Origin of the sequence: Ignavigranum ruoffiae (assembly GCF_900110675.1) — a bacterium.
Classification (GTDB): Bacteria; Bacillota; Bacilli; order Lactobacillales; family Aerococcaceae; genus Ignavigranum; species Ignavigranum ruoffiae.
On sequence record NZ_FOEN01000001.1, the window covers coordinates 91,972 to 111,687 of the forward strand.

14 protein-coding genes are annotated in these 19,716 nt (G+C 40.3%); all 14 read left to right on the forward strand.

Annotated elements, in window-relative coordinates:
* Positions 1–8: 8 nt before the first annotated feature.
* Complete coding sequence (locus tag BMX34_RS00435; protein WP_092569653.1) at positions 9–1,670, forward strand: DAK2 domain-containing protein; 1,662 nt, start codon at positions 9–11, stop codon at positions 1,668–1,670.
* A gap of 72 nt (positions 1,671–1,742) precedes the next feature.
* Positions 1,743–3,791, forward strand: coding sequence for an ATP-dependent DNA helicase RecG (recG, locus tag BMX34_RS00440; RefSeq protein ID WP_092569656.1), 2,049 nt, complete (start codon positions 1,743–1,745; stop codon positions 3,789–3,791).
* Positions 3,792–3,830: 39 nt separating this feature from the next.
* Positions 3,831–4,856, forward strand: coding sequence for a phosphate acyltransferase PlsX (plsX, locus tag BMX34_RS00445; RefSeq protein WP_092570279.1), 1,026 nt, complete (start codon positions 3,831–3,833; stop codon positions 4,854–4,856).
* A gap of 72 nt (positions 4,857–4,928) precedes the next feature.
* Positions 4,929–5,204: an acyl carrier protein gene (locus BMX34_RS00450; RefSeq protein ID WP_092569658.1), complete on the forward strand. Its 276-nt coding sequence runs from the start codon at positions 4,929–4,931 to the stop codon at positions 5,202–5,204.
* Positions 5,205–5,297: 93 nt separating this feature from the next.
* Positions 5,298–6,311 (forward strand): ABC transporter ATP-binding protein, encoded by a 1,014-nt coding sequence (locus BMX34_RS00455; RefSeq protein ID WP_092569660.1) that lies wholly within the window; start codon positions 5,298–5,300, stop codon positions 6,309–6,311.
* On the forward strand, positions 6,311–7,276 hold the full coding sequence (locus BMX34_RS00460; protein ID WP_092569662.1) for an ATP-binding cassette domain-containing protein: 966 nt from the start codon (positions 6,311–6,313) through the stop codon (positions 7,274–7,276). The genes BMX34_RS00455 and BMX34_RS00460 overlap by 1 nt, the downstream gene beginning before the upstream one ends.
* A gap of 1 nt (position 7,277) precedes the next feature.
* Positions 7,278–8,240 carry an oligopeptide ABC transporter permease gene (gene opp4B / locus BMX34_RS00465; protein WP_092569664.1) on the forward strand — a complete coding sequence of 321 codons (963 nt, stop codon included), beginning with the start codon at positions 7,278–7,280 and terminating at the stop codon, positions 8,238–8,240.
* 11 nt (positions 8,241–8,251) lie between these two features.
* Positions 8,252–9,178, forward strand: a complete 927-nt coding sequence (locus BMX34_RS00470; protein ID WP_092569666.1) for an ABC transporter permease — start codon at positions 8,252–8,254, stop codon at positions 9,176–9,178.
* 260 nt (positions 9,179–9,438) lie between these two features.
* Positions 9,439–11,217, forward strand: a complete 1,779-nt coding sequence (locus BMX34_RS00475; protein WP_092569668.1) for an oligopeptide ABC transporter substrate-binding protein — start codon at positions 9,439–9,441, stop codon at positions 11,215–11,217.
* Between the two features lie 316 nt (positions 11,218–11,533).
* Positions 11,534–13,306, forward strand: a complete 1,773-nt coding sequence (locus BMX34_RS00480; RefSeq protein ID WP_092569670.1) for an oligopeptide ABC transporter substrate-binding protein — start codon at positions 11,534–11,536, stop codon at positions 13,304–13,306.
* Between the two features lie 107 nt (positions 13,307–13,413).
* The gene (gene rnc / locus BMX34_RS00485; RefSeq protein ID WP_092569672.1) at positions 13,414–14,130 is read left to right on the forward strand and encodes a ribonuclease III; all 717 of its coding nucleotides are present in this window, start codon (positions 13,414–13,416) and stop codon (positions 14,128–14,130) included.
* Between the two features lie 35 nt (positions 14,131–14,165).
* A complete protein-coding gene (gene smc, locus BMX34_RS00490; protein ID WP_092569674.1) occupies positions 14,166–17,726 on the forward strand; it encodes a chromosome segregation protein SMC in 3,561 nt (1,186 codons plus the stop codon).
* A complete protein-coding gene (locus BMX34_RS00495) occupies positions 17,723–18,559 on the forward strand; it encodes a Cof-type HAD-IIB family hydrolase (RefSeq protein WP_092569676.1) in 837 nt (278 codons plus the stop codon). Before smc ends, BMX34_RS00495 begins: the two co-directional genes overlap by 4 nt.
* On the forward strand, positions 18,546–19,565 hold the full coding sequence (ftsY, locus tag BMX34_RS00500) for a signal recognition particle-docking protein FtsY (RefSeq protein ID WP_092569678.1): 1,020 nt from the start codon (positions 18,546–18,548) through the stop codon (positions 19,563–19,565). The genes BMX34_RS00495 and ftsY overlap by 14 nt, the downstream gene beginning before the upstream one ends.
* Positions 19,566–19,716: the final 151 nt, after the last annotated feature.

Consider the following 19,716-nt stretch of genomic DNA (forward strand, 5'->3'; position numbering starts at 1 on the left):
GGATAACATTGGAATTATTAGAATTAAATGCGACCCAGTTTCAGGATATGATTGTTTCAGGTTCAGAATACTTAACAGAGAATGTAGATTTAGTCAACTCGCTAAACGTGTTTCCTGTCCCCGATGGGGATACAGGAACTAATATGAATATGACATTTATTTCTGGACGGGACTACCTATTGAAAGAAGAAGGAGATCATGTCGGTGAAGCAGCCCTCAACTTAGCTAAAGGGTTATTAATGGGCGCTCGAGGTAATTCAGGCGTGATTCTATCACAAATTTTCCGTGGCTTTTCGCAAGCCATTAAGGAAGAAAAACACTTAGATGCAAAAACCTTCGTCGCTGCCTTCGCTGGTGGGGTGGAGTCGGCCTATAAGGCCGTGATGAAGCCTGTTGAAGGAACCATCTTAACCGTTGCCCGCGAAGCTGCAATCGCCGGTGAGAAACAACTTAAAGAAAGTTCAGATATTATTGAGATCATGCGGGCGATTGTTGATGGGGCGACACTAGCCCTGGAGTCAACTCCTGATTTGTTACCAGTGCTTAAACAAGTCGGTGTGGTAGATAGCGGTGGTAAAGGCTTGCTTTGTATTTATGAAGGCTTTTTAGCTAATTTAACCGGAGAAAAGGTAATCAGTAAGAATAAGGCTGTCAAAGATGAGAGCCATGCTCACGCTATTTTCTCAGAAATGAATGAAGAAATGCCACTACGCATGGAAGATATTACCTTTGGTTTTTGTACTGAAATTATGGTGCGCTTAGATCAGAATAAGAATAACTTTGATGAACAGGACTTTCGTCAAACGTTAAACCAAATGGGCGACTCGCTATTAGTTGTGGCCGATGATGAGATTGTAAAAGTCCATGTCCATACTGAAAACCCAGGTAAAGTCATGCAATTAGGCCAAGAATTTGGTGAATTAATCAAAATCAAAGTCGATAATATGCGCGAACAAGTTAGAGAACTGGAACGCCAAGATCAACAAATCCAACCTCATAGTCAACAGACAGATAAAAAATATGCCATCGTGACTGTTGCTGCCGGAAAAGGTATGATTGAGCTCTTCAAGTCGATGGGAGTGGACTATGTTTTGGCCGGTGGCCAAACGATGAACCCATCCACAGAAGATTTTGTTAAGGCGATTGATCAGTTACATGCAGAAGAAATCATCATCTTGCCTAATAACAAGAATATTATTATGGCGGCCGAACAAGTTAGTCAAGTTTCGGATAAATCGATTCATGTCATCCCAACCAAAACCATTCCACAGGGAATTGCTGCTCTGATTAGCTTTAATCCTGAAATGGATGTTGAATCTAACCTTGAACATATGAGTGAAATGAGTCAATCTATTAAATCAGGTCAAATTACCTATTCAATTCGAGATACAGAAATTGATGGGGTAAACATCAAGAAAGATGATTTTATGGGGATTATTGATAATAAAATCAAATTCTCCCACCCTGAATTGGAAACATGCTTGTTAGAAACCTTATTACAAATGGTGAATGATCATTCAGAATTAGCCACGGTTCTCGTTGGTGAAGATGGTGACCTCGGTCTGGCCGAAGCGACAGCTGATCAAGTGAATCAAGTATTTGCCGATGTTGAATTTGAAATCATTCAAACCGATCAGCCGGTATACCATTATATTATGTCCGTTGAATAAAATGGCTTTGTGAACTCCTATTGTGGCGCAAGCTACTATGGGAGTTTTTCTTTTCTGTATGCTAGGAGTGACATGTTGAATCAACGAAGAAATTGGCATGATCCGATTAGCCAATTAAAAGGCATCGGCCCCAAAAGTTCTGAAAAATTAAACCAGTTAGGTATTTTTACGGTCAAGGATTTATTATTTCATTTTCCTTTTCGTTATGTGAATATCCAACAACGGGATTTGGCGACGGTGTTGGATCAAGAAAAGATCAACCTTGTTGGCACTGTGGTAAGTCCAGCGACGGTTTCATATTTTGGTAAGCGGAAGAATCGCTTGCAATTTAAAATGGCCTTGAGTTCTCAAGAAGTCATTCAAGTCGTCTTCTTTAACCAGGCCTATTTAGCCAAGCAAATTCATCTTGGCCAGAAATTAGCTGTCTACGGGAAATGGCAGGCCAAGCGACAAAGTTTGACTGCAATCAAGTTAATCTCGCAAAGTATGCAGGGACAGGATTATCAAGCAGTCTATCATTTAAAGCAAGGCATCAGTCAGAACCAATTGCTTAGAGCCATTCAATTTGCACTGAATGAATATTGGGAATTTATTCCTGAAATCCTGCCGCAGTCACTTAATCATAAATATCAGTTGCTCCCACTGAAAGAAGCTTTAAAGAATTTGCATTTTCCAACAGATATTGAGCATCATCGCCAAGGGGAACGAAAGATTATCTATCAAGAATTCTTTCTCTTCCAATGGCGAATTCAACAAGCTTCGAAGGATGTCCGTCAGGAGAAAGGCTTATCATTAAAATATGATGTAAATTATTTAAGACAGACGATTGATCAACTGGCTTTTGAACTCACTGATGCACAAAAGCAAGCATTGAATGAAATTTGCTATGATTTATTGGCTCCCTATCCTATGCTAAGACTCCTTCAAGGAGAAGTCGGCAGTGGTAAAACCATCGTCGCTTTTCTCGCTTGTATTGCGGCCTTGAGTAGTGGTCATCAAGCGGCCATCATGGTCCCAACTGAGATCTTAGCCAAACAACATTATGAAGGTTTTATTAGCTTATTTGAACCTTTGGCAAGACAGACCGCTTATCTGGTTTCGGGCCTAAAAAAGACAGAAAAGGAAAGAATTCATCAAGATCTTGCCAGTGGGACCATCAAGCTAGTGATCGGCACCCATGCCTTGATTCAAGATCAGCTTAAATTCAATCGTCTGGGACTCGTGATTATAGACGAACAACACCGATTTGGTGTTGGTCAACGTCAAGCTTTGCTGGCCAAAGCTGGGAGTGAATATCAGTTAAATATCTTACAAATGACTGCTACGCCGATTCCTCGCTCTTTAGCGATGTCTCTGTATGGTCAGATGCAGGTGTCAACGATTGACCAACTCCCTGCAGGTCGCAAGCGGATAATCACCAAAGTGATCACAGCCGATCATATGGATAAACTTTACCAAAAGATTCGGGAACTATTAAGTTTAAATCAACAGATATATTATGTCCTGCCCTTTATTGAAGACTCAGAGAGTTTGACTGAAGTCGAAAGTGTCTCTTCAATTTACCAGCAGTTAAAGGAAATTTTCCCTGATACCAGCATCGGTGTGCTTCATGGTCAGATGAAGAAAGAAGACCAGGAAAGTGTCATGCAGGCCTTTAGCCAGGACCAGCTACAAATTTTAATCGCGACCACGATGATTGAAGTCGGGATTAATGTGCCGAATGCGACCATGATGGTAATCCATTCGGCTGAACGTTTTGGTCTGGCTCAATTACATCAGCTCCGTGGTCGGGTGGGAAGGGGATTACTCCAATCTTATTGTTATTTGGTCGCTAAGCCAACCACTGAACAAGCTAAAGAACGGCTAAATATGATGGAACAAAGTCAGGATGGTTTTGAATTAAGCCAGACAGATATGAAGATTCGGGGGATGGGTGACTTATTGGGTCGGCAACAATCAGGGTTGCCACAATTTCATTACGCCAACCTTTTTGAAGATCAACAGATTCTAGAATTGGCACGTCAGGACGTCATAGCAATTTTAAGTCATCCGCAGCTGATTTCAGCCCAAGAATATGCTGAGCTTCAGCAAATAAGCCAAGAAGTTTCGATAGAAATTTGATATAATTAGAAAGCAATGAAAGTATGGGAGGTCACTATGATTAGAATAGCGCTTGATGCGATGGGAGGCGACTTTTCTCCCCAAGAGGAAGTCAAGGCAGCGATGGCTGCTCTGCAAAAATATGAAGATATGCAAATTTTATTATTTGGCGATCCCGCTCAAATTAAAGAGCAAATAAGCAAACCTCAATTATTGAAAGAAGAACGAATCATTATTATGCCGACCGATGAGATCATTACCATGGAAGATGAGCCCGTCAAGGCCATTCGTCGGAAGAAGAACTCATCGATGGTTAGAGCAGCAAAAGCCGTTAAAGAAGGACAGGCCGACGCTCTAGTATCATCGGGAAATACTGGAGCTTTGTTAGCAGCCGGTTTATTAGTGGTGGGACGGATTAAAGGCATCGATCGACCGGGACTGATGGCGATTATTCCGACTTTGAAAGGGAATCGACCGAATTTTATTTTGATGGATTCAGGTGCCAATGCGGACACCAAAGCGGTCAATCTCCACCAATTTTCAATTATCGCTAACGTCTATGCCCAACAAATTCTTGAAATTCCTCAACCACGCGTTGCCTTGTTAAATAACGGGAGCGAAGCGAGTAAAGGTTCAAGCCTGAGCAAGGAAGCCTTTCAATTATTAAATCATGAAGAACGGATTCATTTTATCGGTAATGTTGAAAGTAAGACTTTATTAGATGGCCCCGCAGATATCGTGATTGCCGATGGCTTTACTGGGAACGCCGTCTTGAAGAACATTGAAGGGGTTGCTACTGGCTTATTAGGCTACATTAAAGATATCTTAACCGAGTCTGGTCTATTGACTAAAATTGGTGGACTGCTCATTAAATCTGCCTTTAAGAAGAAATTACAAATTTTAGATACTTCTAAGGCTGGCGGAGCCGTCTTACTGGGTGTTAAAGCTCCCGTAATTAAAACCCATGGCTCAGCTAAAGCAGAAGCGATTATGTATGGTATCTTTCAAGCGCGAGCGATGGTCGAAGGTCGGGTGGCTGAACGAATTAGCCATCATTTCGACCAAAATAGCTTAGGAAATGATTAAAAACTATAAGTTTAAGTAAGAAAGTTTAGAAATTGCATAGACAAATCTCATAATTGACGGTAGAATGTGGGTATGTTTATTCATCGAAAATTCCGGGGGTGTCGGGTATTGGATGGTAATCAGAATATATTTATGGTCATTAGGCAATTGCTCGTCGATCGGTTCGGTTTGCAAGAAGAGGATATTACGCCAGATTTACATTTAGCTGAAGTAGGAGCGGATTCATTAGATATTATTGAACTCGTGATGGAAGTAGAAAGTAAATATAATATTCAATTCTCTGATAAACAAATCGCTGAAATTCAGACAATTGGAGAAGTGGTCAACTATATTGAAGAACTTAAATAATGGTGTTGGAAGATAAATACAATTTTTAAGACACTGTTTATCAAGCGATAAGCAGTGCTTTTCTTTTAGACACAATAAAAGTGGAGGAAAAATATGGACAGTAATAAAGTTTTGCTTGAAGTAAAAGACTTGCATACTGGTTTTCGGATTAAAGATGATTTCTATGATGCCGTTGATGGTGTGTCTTTTACCTTATCAAAGAATGAAAAACTAGCCATCGTCGGGGAATCAGGTTGTGGTAAGAGTACACTCGCCACTTCCATTGTAGGTCTGCATGATAAGAAAAATACCCGTGAATCGGGTGAAATTATTTATCAAGGCGATAATCTGCTAGATTATAGTGAACGTCAGTTCTTAAATATTCGGGGAGATCAGATTGGTATGATTTTCCAAGACCCTTTGGCTTCATTGAATCCTTTGATGACGATTGAAGCTCAAATTGAAGAACCTTTGTATTTCCATACCAAATTAGATAAGGAACAAAGACGGGCCCGTGTCTTAGAACTCCTTGATCAAGTCGGTATTCAAAATCCCGAACGGATGGCCAAGCAATATCCCCATGAACTTTCTGGGGGGATGCGGCAACGGGTTATTATTGCCATTGCATTAGCTTGTAAGCCTGAAATTATCATTGCCGATGAACCGACAACCGCTTTGGATGTGACTATTCAAGCTCAAATTCTTGACTTACTCAATGATATTCAAGAAGAAACTGAATCAGGAATTATCTTAATTACCCATGATTTGGGCGTAGTTGCAGAGACAGCGGATCGTGTCGCAGTGATGTATGCGGGCCAATTTGTTGAATTGGCTCCAGTTCATGAGCTCTTTAACAATCCTAAACATCCATATACGCGCTCTTTATTGCGGTCTATTCCTCAATCAAATGATTTGGTGGATAACCAATCTGGTGAACTCCATGTAATTCAAGGGGTAGTCCCAACGATTACCAAGTTACCACGGACCGGTTGTCGCTTTGCGCCACGGATTCCTTGGATTCCTGCTGAAGCCCATGAGGAAAATCCAGTCTTGCATGAAGTTTTGCCGGGACATTTTGTCAGATGTACCTGTCATGAACATTTCTTTTTTCCAGAGGAGGGTAAATAATGACTGAATTAATTAAAGTTGAGAATTTAAAAGTCCATTACCCAATTCGGTCTGGATTTTTCAACCGGATTACCGATTATGTTTATGCGGTTGATGGGATAGATTTGTCTTTTGAACAAGGGAAGACCTACGGTTTAGTCGGGGAATCTGGTTCCGGAAAATCGACCATCGGTAAGGCGATTGTGGGCCTCGAGAAAATCACCGAAGGTAACATTTATTATAAAGGCGAAGATGTTTCCAAGAGTGCCCGTGCTCGGCGGTCAGACTACACCAAGAATGTGCAAATGATCTTTCAAGATTCAATGTCTAGTTTTAATCCTAAAAAACGGATTAAAGATATTATGGCCGAACCTTTGCGGAACTTCTCTAAGATGACGCCCGACGAAGAGCGGCGCAAGATTCTTGAATTGTTAGCCATCGTAGGTTTAAGTGAAGAAGCACTGACCAAATATCCTCATCAATTCTCAGGTGGTCAACGTCAACGGATAGGGGTGGCCCGGGCGGTCGCTTTAAATCCTAAGTTAGTCATCGCGGACGAGCCAGTTTCTGCCTTAGACTTGTCTGTTCAAGCCCAAGTCTTGAACTTTATGAAGCAGATTCAAGAAGAATTTAATGTTTCTTATTTATTCATTTCCCATGACCTCGGCGTTGTGCGTCATATGTGTGATGAGATTGCTATCATGTATCGTGGTCGTTTCACTGAGTATGGAGACCGTGATGATATCTATGATTATCCACAACATATCTATACTCGGCGCTTGTTATCGGCGATTCCGAAGATTGACCCGAACGGTCGTGAAGAAACCAAACGTAAACGTTTAATTGTTGAAAAAGAGTATCATCAAAATAAGAATAAATACTATACCCCTGAAGGTCGAGTTTATGACTTGAAAGTGGTCAAAGGAAATCATAAGGTAGCCTTAAAAGATACTCAGTCCATCTCTTTGACGAAGGAGGAAATATAATATGTGGAAAACAATTTTACGTCGGATTATTTTAATGATTCCTCAAATTTTCATTCTGAGTATCATCGTCTTCTTATTAGGCGCCATGTTACCAGGGGATGCTTTGACCGGTTTAATCGATCCGACCATTTCTGCTGAACAAATTGCCCGTCAGAGGGAATTATTAGGTTTGAATAAACCTTGGCCAGAACGTTATATCGATTGGATTAGTAAGGCGATTCGTGGAGATTTTGGTCGAAGCTTTGCCCACAAGATGCCAGTCACCAAAATTATTGGTTTAAGAATTTGGAATACTTTATGGTTATCAATTCTAACGGTGATTTTAACTTATTTGATTGCTTTACCTTTAGGATTATTTGCTGGACGCTATCAGTATTCTGGTTTTGACCGTTTTGTAAACTTATATAATTTTATTTCCTATTCTATTCCGACCTTTGTCCTTGGTTTGTTAATGTTATGGTTGTTTGGCTATACGCTTGGTTGGTTCCCAACTCGAGGTACGATTGGTTCTGGAGTTGAAGTGGGTACCTTATCTCACTCATTATCTCGGCTCTATCATATGATATTGCCAGCCATTACCTTGGCCTTATTAAGTACGACCGGGACGATTCAATATTTGAGAACCGGAGTCATTGATGCCAAGACTCAGGACTATGTCCGGACTGCGCGGGCTAAAGGAGTGCCTGAAGAGAAAATTTATTCTCGTCATATTTTCCGTAATTCACTCTTACCGATTGCTTCCTTTATGGGTTATACCTTGACCGGATTAATTTCTGGTTCAGTTATTACCGAAACCATCTTTACCTATCAAGGAATGGGCGATTTATTCATCACCTCGATTACCGGCCGTGACTTCTCGGTAATGACGGCCTTAGTCTTATTGTTTGGCTTGATGACCTTGCTGGGTACACTGCTGTCGGATATCATTATGGTCTTTGTTGACCCAAGAATTAGAATTCAATAGGAGGATCAAAGATGACACAAGAACAATTAAATGTGGCTCAAGAAGCCAATGTTGTGACAATAGATGAAGAAACACTCCCTCCTATGGGCTTTGAGATTATTAAACGTGAATTTCTACGTGATAAGGTAGCCATGACTGCCTTGATCATATTAGCGGTCATTTTGATTGCTGCTTTTATCTCCCCATTTATTTTCGATGTCAATGAAGTAACACGGGTTGATATTTTTAGTCGTTTTGCTGCTCCAGGAGAAAAGGGCTACTTATTAGGAGCTGATGAAGGTGGCCGAGACATCTTTGCCTTGCTCTTTCTAGGGACTCGAAATTCTGTCTTAATTGGTTTTTCGGTGACGATTATTACCGCCATCATTGGTATTATGCTAGGAATCGTTTCTGGCTATTATGGGGGTATTATAGATGATATAATGATGCGGGTGGTTGACTTTATTATGGTTCTCCCTCAATTTATGATTATCATTGTGATTGTTACCATTGTTGGTCGTTTTAATGCCTGGACCTTGATTTGGGTTATTTCCCTATTTGGTTGGGCTGGAATTACTCGACTATTTCGGACAGCGACTCTGTCTGAAGCTTCTAAAGACTACATCGCTGCCGGTAAAACCATGGGGACTCGCGATCCAGTCATTATGTTTGGTGGCTTGTTACCTAATCTTTCCTCACTGATTATTACCAATTTAACTTTGGCATTTGCTGGAAATATTGGTTTGGAAACTGGTTTATCCTTCTTAGGCTTTGGTTTGCCAGCAGGAACGCCAAGTTTAGGAACCTTGATCTCTTATGCCAACAACCCAGATGTTATTGAGAATAAGATGTGGGTTTGGTTACCAGCTGTAATCGTAATATTGGTTCTGATGTTATGCATTAACTATATCGGTCAAGCCTTACAACGGGCAGCCGATTCTCGACAACGGATTGGTTAAGCATTCAATAATATAGTTGTTTCGAATCTTCAAGTAGATTGCTCTGCTTGAAGATTTTTATTTGGAAATTTATCAAAGAGATGAAGCTGATGGATTAGCCAAGAAAGATCAAATTCAGCCTTTTTCGTAATAGCAATGCTCATTTTCTAGAGACAATCTCATCTTTATTTAATCTTAAGTGATTTAAGGCTAGACATAAATCCTAGATTAAGATATAATTAAAATAAGATTAAGGCGAAAGCCATTATGGAGGTAAAAGGATGAAAAAACTGTTAAAGAAATCTTTTGCATATTCAGCAGCAGCAATGTCATTAGCGGGTGTCTTGGTAAGTCCAGCAAGTCAAGTCTTCGCTCAAGAAGAAAATGAAGAAGGTATTTTAGATTTTGAATCCATCGCAGAAAATGAAGGGGAAGCGATTGAAGGAGGCACTTTGAAATATGCCTTAGTCGGAGACCCTTTTGAAGGATTATTAAACAATATGGTATATGGTGGGAATCCCGATGCAACGATTATTACATTCTTCAACCCAGGTCTTTATGGTTATGATGAAAACTTTGGAATTGATAATTCTGGTTTTGCTGATATTGAATTTAACCAAGAAGAAAAAACGGTAACCATCTCAATCCCTCAAGATGCTAAATGGGATGACGGTGAACCTATTACTATCGATGATGTGATTTTCCCTTATTATGTCATTGGCCATCCTGATTACACTGGAATTCGTTATGGTTCAGACTATGAGAACGTTGAGGGGATGACTGAGTATCACGAAGGAAAAGCCGAAGAAATCTCTGGCTTGGAACGTGTCGATGATTATACTTTGAAAGTTCACTATATCAACTTTAACAACTCACTCTTACAAGCTGGGGGCGGGGTTTCATCTTATATTGAGCCTGAACATATCTTGAAAGATGTGCCAGTCGCTGAACTTGAAGACTCTGAATATGTTCGTCAAAATCCAGTTGGCTTCGGTCCATTTAAAGTTGAATCGGTTACCGCGGGTGAATCTGTCGTCTTAGCGGCCAATGAATACTATTATAAAGGTAAACCTAAGATTGATAAGGTACAAATTGATGTTGTTAACCCAACCTCGGTTGTTGCCGAACTTAAGGCGGGTAATTATGATATTGCTGATTTACCGTCTGACCAATATGAAACATATAAGGATGCTACCAACTTCAAGACGATTGGTATGTTAGAGAATGCCTATACCTATATTGGCTTCAAGATGGGTAAATGGGATGCTGAAAAAGGCGAAGTGGTTTATGATGAAAGCAAAGTTACTTCCAATAAAGCTTTACGTCAAGCCATGGCCTATGCAGTGGATAACAATGCGATTGCTAAAGAATTCTATCATGGTATTCGTCAAGCAGCCAATGCACTCGTTACCCCTAACTTTACGGAAGACTTCTACAATAAAGATCAAGAAGGATACAATTATGATCCAGAAAAAGCTAAACAAATTTTAGCTGATGCTGGTTTTAAAGATAGTAATGGCGATGGCTTCGTTGAAGATCCTAATGGAAAAGAATTTAAGTTAGGTTTTGCTTCAATGTCTGGTGGGGAAACCGCTGAACCATTGGCTCAATATTATATGCAAATGTGGGCTGAAATCGGCGTGAATGTTGAATTAGTTGATGGACGTTTAATGGAATTCAACTCATTCTATGACCGCATTCAAAAAGACGATGAAGCGATTGATATTTATCAAGCTGCTTGGGGAACTGGGGGAGATCCAAATCCTTCTGGCTTATATGGACGAAAAGCCGCTTTCAACTTTACTCGGTGGGCAACTGAAGAAAATGATAAGTTAATTCAAGCGATTGAATCAGATGATTCTTTCGATACTGAATTCCGTAAAAAAGCCTTCTACGATTGGCAAGCTTATGTTCATGAAGAAGTCCCTGTCTTCCCAACACTGTTCCGTTATAAATTAACAGCGGTTAACAATCGGGTAAATAAATATGATGTTACCATCGGTTCTGATCTAGATTGGACGGAAATTTATCTAACTGCTGATGCGCCAGTCGCAGAATAAATTTAATTAACATCAGAATATGTGATAAACAGCCTAGAGCATTTTGTTCTAGGTTGTTTTTTATTGGCTTATAAGTTGTTTGATAAACTGTGAAAGACACTGATAGAATATGGTCATAATAAATTTATAAAAGCGTTAGCCGATGTCAAGTATTTTGATTAAATCGTCCTGTTTTCTCATTTATTTGTTAAATTTTTAATCATTTAGAATTTTGTTGGAATCGTTTCCAAATTCTGTTAGAATGTTCATAGACAAAGATATATCGATATTATATAATGGGAAATATGGTATTGGATTATGTGTAGGAGGTATTTGGATGAAAAAACTATTAAAATCCACGGCGGTTATTTTGGCAGGTTTAAGTTTGGTCGCATGCGGTAATAAGGAAAGTAATCAGGAGCAGGAAACAAATTCTGAAAATGAAGATGGCCTAGTATCATTTGAAACTGAAGTTAAAAACGAGGGAGAGGCTATTGAGGGTGGAACACTGAAATATGCCTTGGTGGGGGATCCTTTTGAAGGATTGTTAAATTCACTAGTATATTCTAAGAATTCGGATGCCCAAATTATTAACTTCTTCAATGAAGGCTTAATTGGTTATGATGAGAACTTCAAGATGGATAATTCTGGGTTTGCCGATATTGAATACGATCAGAAAGCCAAAACAGTGACCCTTTCAATTCCTAAAGATGCCAAATGGGATGATGGAGAACCGATTACCATCGATGATGTGATTTTTCCTTATTATGTGATTGGTCATCCAGATTATAAAGGCATTCGTTATAGTGCAGATTATGAAAATGTCGTTGGGATGAAAGAATACCATGCTGGGGAAACTGATGAAATCGAAGGTTTAGAACGGGTTGACGATTATACCTTAACGATTCATTACATTAACTTTAATAACTCTATGCTGCAAGCAGGTGGTGGCGTTGGTTCATTTATTGAACCGGAGCATTATCTTAAAGATATCGATGTTGCCAATTTTGAGGATGCGCCTGAAGTTCGTCGTAAACCTGTTGGTTTTGGTCCGTTTAAGGTTGAATCAGTCACCCCAGGTGAATCTGTGACTTTTGTAGCTAATGAATACTACTATAAGGGTCGCCCTAAGATTGATAAATTAATCGTCGATGTTGTTTCAGTTAGTTCAGTCGTTGCTGAAATGAGAGCTGGAAACTATGATGTAGCTGATTTACCAGCCGATCAATATGATACTTTCAAGGATGCCAAGAACTTTAAGATTGCCGGTAATCTAATGAATATGTTAACTTATATCGGCTTTAAGCAAGGAACTTGGGAAGATGGTCAAGTTAAGTATGATCCTTCACGGGTTACCTCTAATAAGGCTTTACGTCAAGCCATGGCCTATGCGGTAGATAACAATGCCGTGGCTAAAGAATTCTACGATGGCATTCGAATCGGTGCCAACTCAATGATTACACCGAACTTTACCGAAGAATTCTATAATAAAGATCAAGAAGCTTATAATTATGATCCTGAAAAAGCGAAACAGATCCTAGCAGATGCTGGCTTTAAAGATACTAATGGCGATGGTTTCGTTGAAGATCCAAATGGTAAAGAATTTAAATTAGGCTTTGCGGCTATGTCTGGAGGCGAAACAGCTGATCCAATTGCCCAATACTATATGCAAATGTGGGGCGAAATTGGCATCAATGTTGAATTAGTCGATGGCCGATTAATGGAGCTTAACTCTTTTTATGACCGTTTAGAGAAAGATGATCCAGCGATTGATGTCTTCCAAGCTGCTTACGGTTTGGGCGGTGATCCGAATCCTGCTGGCATTTGGTCGCGAATCAGTGTGATGAACGATCCTCGTTGGGCCACTGAAGAAAATGATAAAATTATTGAAAAAATTAATTCAGATGCGTCATTCGATCCAAAATATAAACAAGAAGCTTTCTATGAATGGCAAGCTTATATGCATGAGGAAGTTCCTGCCTTCCCAACTTTATATCGTTATAATTTGACCGCGGTCAACAATCGAGTTTCTCAATGGGATGTACAGACTGGATCAGACTTGTCACTTTCAGAAATTTATTTAACAGCTGAAGAACCAGACAAAGAATAAAAAAATTTTTGGGCCTGCGGGCCCTTTTTTTATCGATCAATTTGGCGCCTTCAGCATTACATGGTAGAATGACAGAATAAGTAATTAGAATGAGGAAGAGGGATAGGATGACGACACTACTTGAGCATCTCAGTTATTGTTTTGATATAGATATTAAACAGGCAGAATTATATATTACTGCTTTTCAGCATACCTCTTTCGTTCATGAGCAGAAAGGGAATCAGAAACCATATCGGCTAAAATCAAATGAACGCTTGGAATATTTAGGCGATGCAGTCTTAGAATTAATTGTCAGTCAATATTTATTTACTTTTTATCCTGATCAACCTGAGGGATTCTTATCGCGAACTCGGGCAGCTTTGGTTCAGGAAGAAAGCTTGGCCAAGCTAGCTAAGCAGTTGAAGTTCGATCAATTTATTCAATTAGGTAAGGGAGAACGAGCTAACGGGGGCCAATACCGATTTTCTATTCTGTCCGACTGTTTCGAAGCGGTCTTAGGAGCCATATACCTAGATCAAGGTTTTGCTTGCGTGGAACGGATTTTGGTTCATTACTTATTAGAGAACCATCAAGCCCATCTTCAATCCCTGGCCAAAGACTACAAGACTTTGCTCCAAGAAAAATTACAGCAACAAGGAAATATTGACATTGAATATCGTTTAGAAGGTGAAAGTGGGCCAGACCATGCCCGCATCTTTGAGATGGCCTTATATGTAAATAATGAATTTAAAGGGCGAGGTCAAGGTAGGTCTAAGAAACAGGCGGAGATGGCGGCAGCCAAAGCTGCCTTAATGGCTGAATCAGCCTCAAGCACACCATCATAATCAAAGATTAAGCCGAGGAATGGAGTTAGACAAATATGTATTTAGCACGTGTAGAAATGACGGGGTTTAAATCCTTTGCAGATAAAACAATTATTGAATTCGACCGAGGAATGACGGCGGTGGTTGGCCCCAATGGCTCAGGTAAATCAAATTTATCGGAAGCCATTCGTTGGGTATTAGGCGAACAATCTGCCAAAAGTTTACGAGGCAATAAGATGGAAGATGTGATTTTTAACGGTAGCCAAGGGCGAAAACCGGTCAACATTGCTAAAGTAACTTTAGTTTTAAATAATGAAGATCACTATCTTGACTTGGATTTCGCCGAAATTAGTTTAACCCGGTCATATCATCGCAATGGCGATAGTCAGTATTTTATTAATCACGAACCTTGTCGTTTGAAGGATATTGTTGATTTGTTATTGGATTCGGGTCTAGGTAAGAATTCCTTTTCCATTATTTCTCAAGGACAAGTCGAACAAATCTTCTTAAACAAGGCTGAAGAACGGCGTCTAATCTTTGAAGAAGCCGCGGGTGTTCAGAAATATCAATTCCGTAAACAAGAAGCTGAACGGAAATTGTTGAAATCTCAAGATCACTTATCGCGGGTACGTGATATTATCTTTGAGTTAGAACATCAACTCGAACCGCTTCAAAAGCAGAAAGAGAAAGCGATAACCTATCAAGCCTATAAAGAAGATTTAGAAAAACAAGAAATTGCCTTATATACACAGCAAATTCAAGACAGCAAACAAGATTGGGACCAAGAGGCTGAAGCTTTAGACCTACTTAACCAAGAGATCGAACAAGTTGAAGCAATGATTGAAGGCAAGCAGGCCGAACTCATCCAGGCCAAGCATCAATGGCAGAACACCGAGAAAGCCTTAGACCATGAAACCCAAACATACCAGGACTTGATTCAACAATTTGAGCGCCTACAAGGTCAGAAGAATATGCTCACTCAAGAACTTAATTTTAAGGAGAGTCATCAAGCCGACCAAGGTCAACAAGCATTACAGGCTCAAGAGAAGTTAGCCGGTCTAGGTATGGAACAAGAGCAAGTCGAGAAACACTTGCAGCAACTCGAAAAGAAAAGTGTTCAGCTGTCTCAGAAAATCAAACAATACCAAGAGCGTGAACAAGCCCTTGCTTTGTCGGATCAAGCAGCTATGGAAGAAGTAAGAGGCTTAATTATCGAAGCTTATCAAAAAAAGGCGACGGCCAATAATCAGTTAAATGTCCTAGCAGATCAACAACAACGTTTAATTAGGCAAAGGCAAGAACTTCAAGATAGGCTTGAACACAGTGAAAGCCAGAAAGCTGACTATCAATCCCGTCAGGAGCAAATTCAAGAACAAATCCAGCAAGCACAAGCCAGCCAGGAAAGGTTACAAGCAAATCTTGCTGCAAATATTAGGAAATTAGAAGACCTACAGAATCAAGAACAAAGAGCTCGACAAGACCTCTTTGACTATGAACGGCAAATGAACCGCGCTAAGAGTCAGTTTGAAAATTTGAAACAATCGCAAGAAGAATACGTTGGCTATTATGCCGGTGTGCGAACTTTGATGAAAGAAGCCATCCCAGGAATTCATGGACCCGTCGCTGAATTAATCCGGGTTGAGGAGCAATATCAAACCGCAATTGAAATTGCACTCGCAGCAGCTGGTCAAAATCTGGTGGTTGAATCCGACCAGGTAGCCCGTCAAGCGATTGATTTATTAAAACAACGTCGGGCTGGACGAGCGACCTTCCTACCTCTGCCGAATATTAAAGCCCGTTATATAAATCCAGCGATGCTTGAACAAGCTCAGAACTTTCCCGGTTATTTGGGCCTAGCCAGTGATTTCGTCCAATGTCAACCCATTTATCAAGAGATTATTGCGAATCTCTTAGGAACAGTCATGGTGGTCCAAGATCTTAAACACGCGCAAGATTTAGCTAAATTATTGCAATATCGGGCGAAGATTGTCAGTTTAGATGGAGATTTATTATTTCCAGGGGGTTCTTTAACGGGAGGTAAGTACAAAAATAAACAACAATCCATGTTACAAAGAAGACATGATATTGAAGCCGCCCAGAAAGACTATCAAGCTAGCCAGCAAGCTTTACTGACCTTAGAACAAGAAAATCGGGAGAGAAACCAAGCTCTGAAACAACAAGAATCTTTGGTTCAACAAGCTCAAGCAGACTTGCAAACCACTCAACAGCAACGTGAAAACTTAAACTATCAACTGAGACAAATCATTGAAGCGCATAAGCAATGGCAGCAAGCTCGCCAGATTGACCAAAATAAGTTAGCTCAAGATAACCAGGATTTAGTAGCGGTTAAAGTCAATTATCAGCAAGCTCAAGAGCAATTGAAACAGGCGGAAGCTGAGATTCAAGATTTTCAGGAACGATTAGATCAAGCCAATTTAAGTGAAGATGAAAAACAAAAAGAATTACGGCTAATTGAACAAGCGATGAATCAGTTACAGACCGATCAAGCGGTCTTGAAAGTCGAAAAGAATCAAGCCTTCGAAAGAAAAAATCAAATAAACCAAGAAATAGAAGATTTAAAAGCCCGGCTGGGTCACTACAAAGATTTAGCCGACCAACATCAAATTTCTCGACAAGCATTGACCGAGAAACTGAAGCAGGTCGAAGCTGAATTAAGTCAAACGGAACAACAACAAGCTTCGATCAGTCACAGCTTGGTTCAATTAAAAGCAGCAAGAACAGAAAGTCAAGAAGCCATCGATCATATAGAAGATTTACTCAGTCATCAGCAAAGTAAACTGCAAAAAGCTTATCAAAAACAGGCGCGTTATCAAGCGCAAATTGAGAAGCATCAATCATTTATTGATAATTACTTAACCTATCTCAATCAGGAATATCAATTAAGTTTCGAAGCGGCTCTAAAGCGAGCCCAAGCACTGGAGCTTGATGAAGTAAATTTCGATACTGTTCGAGCGTTGAAGCAGCAAATTGAACAGTTAGGACCGGTGAATTTACAGGCGATTGAAGATTATGACCAGCTAAATGAACGCTATCAAGCTTTGACTTACCAAGAGAATGATTTATTAAAAGCGATGGAACAACTTCAAACAACGATAGATGAGATGGATCAAGAGGTCATTCAACGATTTGCTTATACTTTTGAGCAGATTAATCAACAGTTCCAACGAACCTTTCGGGCTTTATTTGCTGGAGGTCAAGCTTCACTTGAGCTTACTCAGCCTGATGATTTGTTGACCACGGGCGTTGACATTCTAGCCCAGCCACCCGGCAAAAAAAAACAGAATCTCGCCTTATTATCGGGGGGAGAAAGGGCATTGACCGCGATTGCGCTCTTGTTTGCGATTTTAGAAACTCGTCCGGTGCCTTTCGTGGTACTTGATGAAGTGGAAGCCGCTTTAGATGATGCCAATGTCTATCGATATGGCGAATATATCCAGAATTTTACTAAGCAGACTCAGTTTATTGTGATTACCCATCGAAAGGGAACGATGGAACACGCCGATGTCCTATATGGGGTCACCATGCAACAATCAGGCATTTCCAAATTAGCTTCAGTCAAACTAAGTGATCGTCAAATAGAAGGAGATAGTGTATGATAAGATTGATTGCGGTGGATTTAGATGGGACCTTGTTAGCTCCGGATAAGTCGCTGTCCGATCATAACCGCCTAGCTTTACATCAAGCAAATGCATTGGGCATTAAGATTGTCATTTGTACTGGACGACCCTATCTGGCTGCTCAGCCTGTCTTAGACCAGTTAGGTTTAAAAAGTGCAGAAGACTATTTGATTACCTTTAATGGTGGCCAGATTCACCGAGCCAGTGATGGCCAAGTGATTTATCGGCAAGCCTTAGACTTTTCAGATTTTCTAATCTGGCAGAAAGAATTAGAGCGGTTGCAACTTCCTTGGCATCCGGTTGATGAAGAATGGGTTTATCAGGCACCGAAGGAAGACAGTCCCTTTCCTTCAATTTATGTTAGCCAAGTAACGACTGCTCCCGCCAAGACCAAAGATTATCAGCTTTTTGGACCAGACAATTATTTCCTGAAATTTGTAGTCGCCACGGACCAAGAATATTTATTACAGCAATTAGAACAATTAAAGCCAGAGTTAGCTGATCAATACGCGATTGTCCACTCCCATCCATTTCAAATTGAAATTAGTAAAGCAGGAGTGTCTAAAGGGAATGCCCTCGCCCGATTGGGTCGACGCTTGCAGATTCCTCCTGAAGAGATGCTAACGATTGGCGACCAGGCCAATGATGCCTCGATGATTAAAATGGCAGGTATCGGCGTAGCGATGGGCAATGCAGCTGCTGAAGTTAAAGCCCAGGCTGATTACGTGACCGCTAGCAATCAGGATAACGGAGTGGCAAAAGCTATTTATCATTTATTAAATATTAGGAGGGGAAATCATGGGATTATTTGATCGAATTAAGCGGGCCTTTACCGGTGAAGATGCTGTTGTTAAAGAAGAATTAAAAGAGAAAGACTCACCCATTGTTTTTGAAAGTTATGACAAAGGAATGGAAAAGACGCGCAAAAACTTCTCAGAGAAGATTGCTGACCTGTTCTCTGGCTTTCGTGAATTAGATGAAGAATTCTATGAAGATTTGGAAGAAGCTTTAATCGGCGCTGATGTTGGTTTTGATATGACCATTGCTTTAACGGATGCTATCCGTGATGAAATCGAAGCTCAGAATGTGTATAAAAGTCAAGATGTTAAACGAGTAATGATTGAGAAGATGGTGGAAATCTATCAACGAGGCGAACAAGTATCTAACCAATTGATTAAGAATCCAGATGGACCGACCGTGATTTTATTTGTCGGCGTGAATGGAGTCGGTAAGACGACTTCTGTCGGCAAAATTGCATATCAACTAAAAGAAGCCGGGCATTCTGTCTTGATGGCCGCAGCCGATACATTCCGGGCTGGGGCGGTTGAACAATTGACGGTTTGGGGTGACCGCCTTAACATTCCAGTAGTGACTGGACGGGATCAAGGAGATCCAGCTTCAGTGGTCTTTGATGCGATTAAGAAAGCAAACACCGAACATTACGATTATTTATTAGTCGATACAGCCGGACGCCTGCAGACTAAAATTCATTTAATGGATGAATTAGCTAAGATTAAACGAATTATCGAACGGGAAAATCCTAATGGAATTCAAGAAGTCCTCTTAGTGCTCGATGCGACTACCGGCCAAAATGCGCTCATCCAAGCTAAGCAATTTAATGAAGCGACTGAAATAACGGGCTTAGTCCTCACAAAACTTGATGGGACAGCCAAGGGTGGGGTGGTGCTTTCCATCCGCTATGAACTTGATATTCCGGTCAAATTCATTGGTTTAGGTGAGAAAGCTCAAGACTTACAAGTCTTTGATAGTGAGCAATATTTCTATAACTTAATTAAAGACGTGATTGAACCTCAATAAGCTGAGCCTGGGTGTTGGACGATTTCAGCTTAATAAATTAATAAAAAAATTCCCACCATCATTCACCAATGCAAAATAAATCCACTTAGTCTGACCCTAACCCTATTGAGTTAAGGTGGACTGAGTGGATTTTCAGTATTTCTCCAACAAA

Bases quoted from the DNA above. Each gene is read 5' to 3' on its own strand.
- BMX34_RS00455 (WP_092569660.1), top strand. From the start codon at position 5,298: ATGGACAGTAATAAAGTTTTGCTTGAAGTAAAAGACTTGCATACTGGT.
- ftsY (WP_092569678.1), top strand. From the start codon at position 18,546: ATGGGATTATTTGATCGAATTAAGCGGGCCTTTACCGGTGAAGATGCT.
- rnc (WP_092569672.1), top strand. From the start codon at position 13,414: ATGACGACACTACTTGAGCATCTCAGTTATTGTTTTGATATAGATATT.
- BMX34_RS00480 (WP_092569670.1), top strand. From the start codon at position 11,534: ATGAAAAAACTATTAAAATCCACGGCGGTTATTTTGGCAGGTTTAAGT.
- BMX34_RS00460 (WP_092569662.1), top strand. From the start codon at position 6,311: ATGACTGAATTAATTAAAGTTGAGAATTTAAAAGTCCATTACCCAATT.
- BMX34_RS00495 (WP_092569676.1), top strand. From the start codon at position 17,723: ATGATAAGATTGATTGCGGTGGATTTAGATGGGACCTTGTTAGCTCCG.
- BMX34_RS00475 (WP_092569668.1), top strand. From the start codon at position 9,439: ATGAAAAAACTGTTAAAGAAATCTTTTGCATATTCAGCAGCAGCAATG.
- BMX34_RS00450 (WP_092569658.1), top strand. From the start codon at position 4,929: ATGTTTATTCATCGAAAATTCCGGGGGTGTCGGGTATTGGATGGTAAT.
- smc (WP_092569674.1), top strand. From the start codon at position 14,166: ATGTATTTAGCACGTGTAGAAATGACGGGGTTTAAATCCTTTGCAGAT.
- recG (WP_092569656.1), top strand. From the start codon at position 1,743: ATGTTGAATCAACGAAGAAATTGGCATGATCCGATTAGCCAATTAAAA.
- opp4B (WP_092569664.1), top strand. From the start codon at position 7,278: ATGTGGAAAACAATTTTACGTCGGATTATTTTAATGATTCCTCAAATT.
- BMX34_RS00470 (WP_092569666.1), top strand. From the start codon at position 8,252: ATGACACAAGAACAATTAAATGTGGCTCAAGAAGCCAATGTTGTGACA.